Genomic DNA, 5,617 nt, shown 5'->3' with positions numbered 1-5,617 from the left:
TCAGCGAGAAAAGACAGATGAGAGTACTGCTAGTTGAAGATGAACCAGACTTGGGTGCTGCAATTAAGCGAGCGTTGAATATAGAGAAGTATGTGGTGGACTTGGTTGTTAACGGTACTGAAGCTTGGGGTTATTTAAACAATCACGAAACCCAATATACCTTAGCTATCTTCGACTGGTTGCTACCAGGGCTATCCGGACTAGAGTTACTGCGTCAGTTACGCTATAGTAATAATCCCTTGCCTATTTTGATGCTAACGGCAAAAGACCGCCTGGAAGATAGAGTGATGGGTTTGGATACCGGAGCCGATGATTATTTAGTCAAACCGTTCCTAATGGCAGAGTTGCTAGCAAGAGTTAGAGCCTTGCACCGGCGAACACCCCTACTCCAGCCCCAACAACTTCAGGTGGGTGACCTTATTCTAGATTATGGTAACCGAACGGTTTATCGTCTTGCTGCTAACGGTGAGAAACTCCACGTTCCACTCACGAATAAAGAATTCCAGCTCTTAGAGTATTTTATGAAGCATCCCAATCAGGTGATGACCACCAACCAAATTCGCAATCAACTTTGGGAAGTGAATGCAGAACCAATTAGTAACGTAGTGGCGGCTCAAATGCGCCTGCTACGTCGGAAACTCGAATCAATCAACTCCAGCATTCCCATTGAAACTGTGCATGGTTTGGGGTATCGTCTCAATCTGAAAAAATAATGAATCAAAATAAGCTATTTAACCAGACTCGTGGAAAATTAGCACTTTCCTATGCCATTGTCATGGGGTTTATTTTGAGCTTGTTGGGATTTGGTGTTTACAGAGGGATCGCTCATACCCATTTAGTCACTTCAGACCGGGAGTTAAAATCCGTTGCGGGGACACTCCATGATAGTCTGGAATGGAAACTCAAGGAACCGGGACGGGTAGAGCCAATAATTGGGGAACTTTTACCTAATCTGTGTATCGTTGGAGTTAACTGTTCTAAACCACTGGTTAGTCCCCAACGCCACATCCTCAGTGCTGTTAGCCAAGCTCACTACTACATCCGGCTATTTGATACCTCAGGACGTTTAATTGCCATTGCAGGAACTTACCCAGAGGGATTACCCCACGTGTTTAATCAAGCACCTTGGCAAACCCTGTCCGATGGTAAGGGCAACTCCTATCACCAAATTTCTCTATCGCTACATACTCAAGATCAGCGGGATTGGGGGTATTTGCAGGTGGGGCACTCTTTCCAATACCTCAAGGAGTACCTCAATACGGTAAAATTAATCTTGGTATTGGGGCTGCCAATGGCAATGATCTTAGTCGGCAGTGGCAGTTGGTGGTTAGCAGGGTTGGCGATGCAACCTATTTACCAATCCTACAGACAGATTCAACAGTTTACCGCTGATGCTGCCCACGAGCTACGGACACCGATAGCTGCGACACTGGCAACGGTTGAGTCGGCACTTTTGATGCCTAGCTTGGATCAACAAGAAGCACGAAACATTCTTGAAATTGTTGAACGTCAAAATCAGCGGCTGACTCAGTTAGTTGCGGATTTGTTGTTGTTGTCTCGCTTAGATAGACAACCAGCATCTGTACGTCACCAGACATGCTGTCTCAATGACCTGGTTAGCGATTTAGTTGAGGAATTGGCAGCCTTGGCAATCGCTTCCGAAATTACACTGACATCTTCGGTGCGAGTGCCAACTCCTCTGGAGGTTGTGGGTGATTCTGAGCAGCTTTATCGCCTAGTTTCTAATTTAATTATTAATGGTATCCAATACACCCCTGTGGGTGGTAAAGTAACTGTTATTTTAGACAAGAGCGACCAACAGGCGGTGATCCAGGTAGAAGATACGGGGATTGGTATTGCCCAAGAAGACCAAGGGCGAATTTTTGATCGGTTTTATCGAGTCAATAGCGATCGCTCTCGTCACACAGGAGGTTCTGGATTAGGGCTGGCAATTGCTAATGCGATCGCTATTGCCCACCACGGTAGCTTGCAAGTATACAGCGAACGAGGTGTTGGTAGTAGGTTTACTCTTCGATTGCCCAAGCCAGTTACTTCCTTCGATAAGGAACACTTTAGTGCTCCAGTTTTTTTCCAATCAAACTCCTAAGTGAAGCATGAAAGATAAAGGAAGAAAGGAAAATATTGAGGGATAAATAGATATATGTCAAAGCATACCAGTTATTTAACAACCAATAAATTAGACTATTTCATCCTTCATGATTAATACCTAATACCTAATACCTAATACTTCATCCTTCATACTTAATCCTTCATAAGCTTATTTTAAAATACTGCGCAGCATCCAAGCCGTTTTCTCGTGTATGCTCATCCGTTCGGTCAACAGGTCAGCTGTGGACTCATCGTTAGCACGTTCAGCGGCTGGGAAAACAGACCGTGCAGTTCGTACCACTGCCTCATTAGCTTCCACTAGCAAGCGCACCATTTCCTCAGCATCCGGAACATCGCTGGTTTCGGGGATGGAGGATAATTGCGCATACTGACTGTAGCTGCCAGGAGCAGGATAGCCTAGGGTACGAATCCGCTCTGCTACCGCATCTACTGCTAAAGCCAACTCATTGTACTGTTGCTCAAACATCAGGTGTAGGGAGTTGAACATTGGTCCAGTAACATTCCAGTGGAAGTAATGGGTCTTCAGGTATAGGGTATAAGTGTCCGCTAGCAGACGAGACAGTCCCTCAGCAATCTCTTTGCGGTCTTGTTCATCAATACCAATATTGACAGGTACAATCGTTGCCATAGTACTCTCCTAAAGGTTCCTACTCAAAACTAATAGTAGCGACGGTAAGCTTTAAACAGCTTAACTTTAAGCAATTCTGGTTTCCTTGGGAATACACCCAAGGGATGAAGCTATTTTTGTCCCAAAATTGCTAATTTTCAGGCTAAATGCCGTTTTAAGACCGACCGAGGAGCGCGACGCACGCGGCATTTAATGGTTTTTTTTCCTAAACGCTGGTGTGCTTCGTAACGGTGGCAACCGGAAAAACCATAGTATTGCCCATCTACTTCTAACACATCAATGGGTTCGAGCAAACCTTCTTTGGCAATTGATTCCATTAGCGCCGCCACCTTGTTTGGATCATTTTGTGGTGGTAGGGGACGGCGGATTTGCTCTAGGGGAATTTCTTTGATGTATATCATAGTGCTAGTAATTTGTCAATTTAGTTTTGATGGTAATGGGGTTGCGGGTTAGGGGTTAGGGGTTAGGGGTTGGGTTAAGGGTTTTAGTACCTAATGTAAGCGTGCCTAATGTAAGTGTCCCTAATGTAAGCGTGCCTAATCCCTAATACAAGGATGCCCGTAGGGACAAGGGTTGGGTAGAATAGGAAAAATTTACCAAGGGCTAATGAATCAAGCCAGTTTTAATCCTAATGAGATTACTGTGCCCAATGGCTGCTTCTTTGGCTTGCCCTATTCGGTTGAGGAGGCTTCAATCGTTTTCCTGCCTGTTCCTTGGGACGTGACCACATCTTACCGAGAGGGCGCAGCAAACGGTCCCCAAGGAATTTTAGATGCTTCGGTACAGTTAGATTGGTACGACTTTGATGTACCCCAAGCTTGGGAAACGAGGTGTGGAACTATACCGATTAACTCAGCTCTCCTTGACCAAAATCGTGCCATGAGGTTGATAGCTAAAGAGATTATTCAGTATTTAGAAGCTGGTGGCAATGTGGATGATGATGCGATCGCAAAACAGTTAGCAATCGTTAATCAAGCCTGTGCTGGTCTCAACAACTGGGTTTACACTCAGGCACTGGAACTGCTGGAGCAAGGCAAGCTGGTTGCCATCGTCGGTGGCGATCACAGTGTTCCTCTTGGGTTAATGCAAGCCCTAACACAGCAACACGATGAATACGGGATTTTACAAATTGATGCCCATGCCGATCTCCGGCAAGCCTATGAGGGGTTTACTTACTCCCATGCCTCGATCATGTACAATGCCCTGACCCTACCTCAGATTAATCGTTTAGTTCAGGTTGGCATCCGAGATGTTTGTGAAGAGGAAATGTCTTGGGCTCATAGCGATCGCCGGATTGTAATGTTTGATGACTGGCAGCTGAAAGCTAACACTTACGAAGGTATAACCTGGGCAGCCCAGTGCCAGGAAATTATTGCTAATTTACCGAATAAAGTTTATATTAGCTTTGACATTGACGGATTGAATCCAGCCTATTGTCCCAATACAGGTACTCCTGTGCCGGGAGGATTGGAATTTAATGAGGCAATGTATTTAGTGCGATCGCTAGTCCAAGCTGGAAAAACTATTATTGGTTTTGATCTGTGCGAAGTTGCTCCCGGAGACTCTGGGGATGAGTGGGATGGCAATGTTGGGGCTAGAATTTTGTACAAGCTTGCCTGTTTGACGAGGTATAGGACTAATTAATCAAAAAATCACCATCACTAAATTTTTATCTGACTCCTGTCGCCTGGGTAGTCAAATGTGCCTCTTTCAACTGCTCCAGTAAAGCTTCTCGTTGGTCATAGAGGCGTTTTAGAGGAAGAGGCGCTACCTTTGCTAGGCAGTAAGCTGTCAGTAGGGGCATAGCAATAGTCGAGTCGCAATAAACCACTACTGTTTCTGATAACTTCTGTGGATCAAGCTTGCACCAAGAGACCGCCTCCGATGGGGTTGCTCCTGACAAACCCCCTGTGTCTGGACGGGCATCAGTTACCTGAAGAAAGTAATCATGCCCCTTCTCATCAATACCCAAGACTTCTTGAAGATACGGTTCCGTCTGCAACATAAAATTTTTCGGCGAGCCACCTCCCAAGATCCAAATTCCACTGGCTCCCCCATGGTTTTTAGCTGCCAGTACAATTGCTGCCGTTTCATTCACATCCAAGGACACATCAATGACTGGTCCGGTTCCCTGCAACCCTAGCGCTGCTAAATTCATCCCAATCGAACTATCTCCAGGGCTGGAGGTATAGATGGGGACTCCTAACCGATAAGCTGCCGCCAGCAGGGATTGGTTTTTCAGTCCCAATGTCTGCTCCCGTGCAGCAATGTACTTACCGCAGAGGTAGTGAAACTCTGCCGTTCCCATTCGACCCTTAAACTCAGGCTGTTCAATGATCTGACGAAAGAACTTATCCGTTGATAGCAGCACGTCATAATCGAAGAAAATGTCATAGATCCGAACAACCCCTTCTTTCTGCAATACCACATCACTGATATCGTGCCGCCCTTGATGGAGTTCCAATCCGATGCCAAAGTGAGTGTCGTGGTAGAGATTGGCTCCCGTAGATACTATCCAATCGACAAACCCTGCCTCCATCAGTGGGATCACTGCGGCCATTCCTAAGCCTGCGGGGGTTAATGCTCCTGTCAAACTTAAACCCACCGTTACGTTGGGCTGCAACATCCGCTCTACCAATAATTGGCAGCCTTCTCGTAATCGACCAGAATTGTAGGCTAGAAACGTCTGGTCGATCAACTCTGTGATTGGGATTTGTGCCGTAATCGGACGGGGAGCGATTTTACGCCCTTGCAAAAAGCGATTTTCTTTGGTGGGCATGTTAGTCAAATCACTGGAGAAAACTTGCGCTTAACGACCGTTATAACTTAATGAGCAACATTCTGTAATCTCAAGATTGA

General features: G+C 45.8%; 6 protein-coding genes. 3 read left to right on the top strand and 3 right to left on the bottom strand.

Annotation, left to right across the window (positions count from 1 at the left end; all coding sequences use genetic code 11):
• Window positions 1–17: 17 nt before the first annotated feature.
• Together rppA and rppB are read left to right on the top strand one after the other, a co-directional pair.
• On the top strand, window positions 18–713 hold the full coding sequence (rppA, locus tag F6K38_RS34045; RefSeq protein ID WP_008186212.1) for a two-component system response regulator RppA: 696 nt from the start codon (window positions 18–20) through the stop codon (window positions 711–713).
• Window positions 713–2,107 (top strand): two-component system sensor histidine kinase RppB, encoded by a 1,395-nt coding sequence (gene rppB / locus F6K38_RS34040; RefSeq protein ID WP_287312832.1) that lies wholly within the window; start codon window positions 713–715, stop codon window positions 2,105–2,107. The genes rppA and rppB overlap by 1 nt, the downstream gene beginning before the upstream one ends.
• A gap of 171 nt (window positions 2,108–2,278) precedes the next feature.
• Here the strand turns inward: rppB and F6K38_RS34035 are convergent, their stop codons facing one another.
• Entirely contained in the window at window positions 2,279–2,758 is a 480-nt protein-coding gene (locus tag F6K38_RS34035; protein ID WP_287312831.1) for a Dps family protein, read from the bottom strand.
• A gap of 137 nt (window positions 2,759–2,895) precedes the next feature.
• Window positions 2,896–3,159: a ParB N-terminal domain-containing protein gene (locus tag F6K38_RS34030; protein WP_287264935.1), complete on the bottom strand. Its 264-nt coding sequence runs from the start codon at window positions 3,157–3,159 to the stop codon at window positions 2,896–2,898.
• 205 nt (window positions 3,160–3,364) lie between these two features.
• Between F6K38_RS34030 and F6K38_RS34025 the strand changes: the two genes are divergently transcribed.
• Window positions 3,365–4,402: an agmatinase family protein gene (locus F6K38_RS34025; protein ID WP_287359511.1), complete on the top strand. Its 1,038-nt coding sequence runs from the start codon at window positions 3,365–3,367 to the stop codon at window positions 4,400–4,402.
• 25 nt (window positions 4,403–4,427) lie between these two features.
• Here the strand turns inward: F6K38_RS34025 and F6K38_RS34020 are convergent, their stop codons facing one another.
• On the bottom strand, window positions 4,428–5,537 hold the full coding sequence (locus tag F6K38_RS34020; RefSeq protein ID WP_287312830.1) for a homospermidine biosynthesis protein: 1,110 nt from the start codon (window positions 5,535–5,537) through the stop codon (window positions 4,428–4,430).
• Window positions 5,538–5,617 lie beyond the last annotated feature (80 nt).

It is taken from the genome of Moorena sp. SIO3B2, from assembly GCF_010692525.1.
GTDB classification, from domain to species: Bacteria; Cyanobacteriota; Cyanobacteriia; order Cyanobacteriales; family Coleofasciculaceae; genus Moorena; species Moorena producens.
The sequence above is the reverse complement of the archived record's forward strand: the minus strand, read 5'-3'. Positions and strand labels throughout refer to the sequence as shown.

Bases quoted from the DNA above. Each gene is read 5' to 3' on its own strand.
- rppA (WP_008186212.1), top strand. From the start codon at position 18: ATGAGAGTACTGCTAGTTGAAGATGAACCAGACTTGGGTGCTGCAATT.
- rppB (WP_287312832.1), top strand. From the start codon at position 713: ATGAATCAAAATAAGCTATTTAACCAGACTCGTGGAAAATTAGCACTT.
- F6K38_RS34035 (WP_287312831.1), bottom strand. From the start codon at position 2,758: ATGGCAACGATTGTACCTGTCAATATTGGTATTGATGAACAAGACCGC.
- F6K38_RS34030 (WP_287264935.1), bottom strand. From the start codon at position 3,159: ATGATATACATCAAAGAAATTCCCCTAGAGCAAATCCGCCGTCCCCTA.
- F6K38_RS34025 (WP_287359511.1), top strand. From the start codon at position 3,365: ATGAATCAAGCCAGTTTTAATCCTAATGAGATTACTGTGCCCAATGGC.
- F6K38_RS34020 (WP_287312830.1), bottom strand. From the start codon at position 5,537: ATGCCCACCAAAGAAAATCGCTTTTTGCAAGGGCGTAAAATCGCTCCC.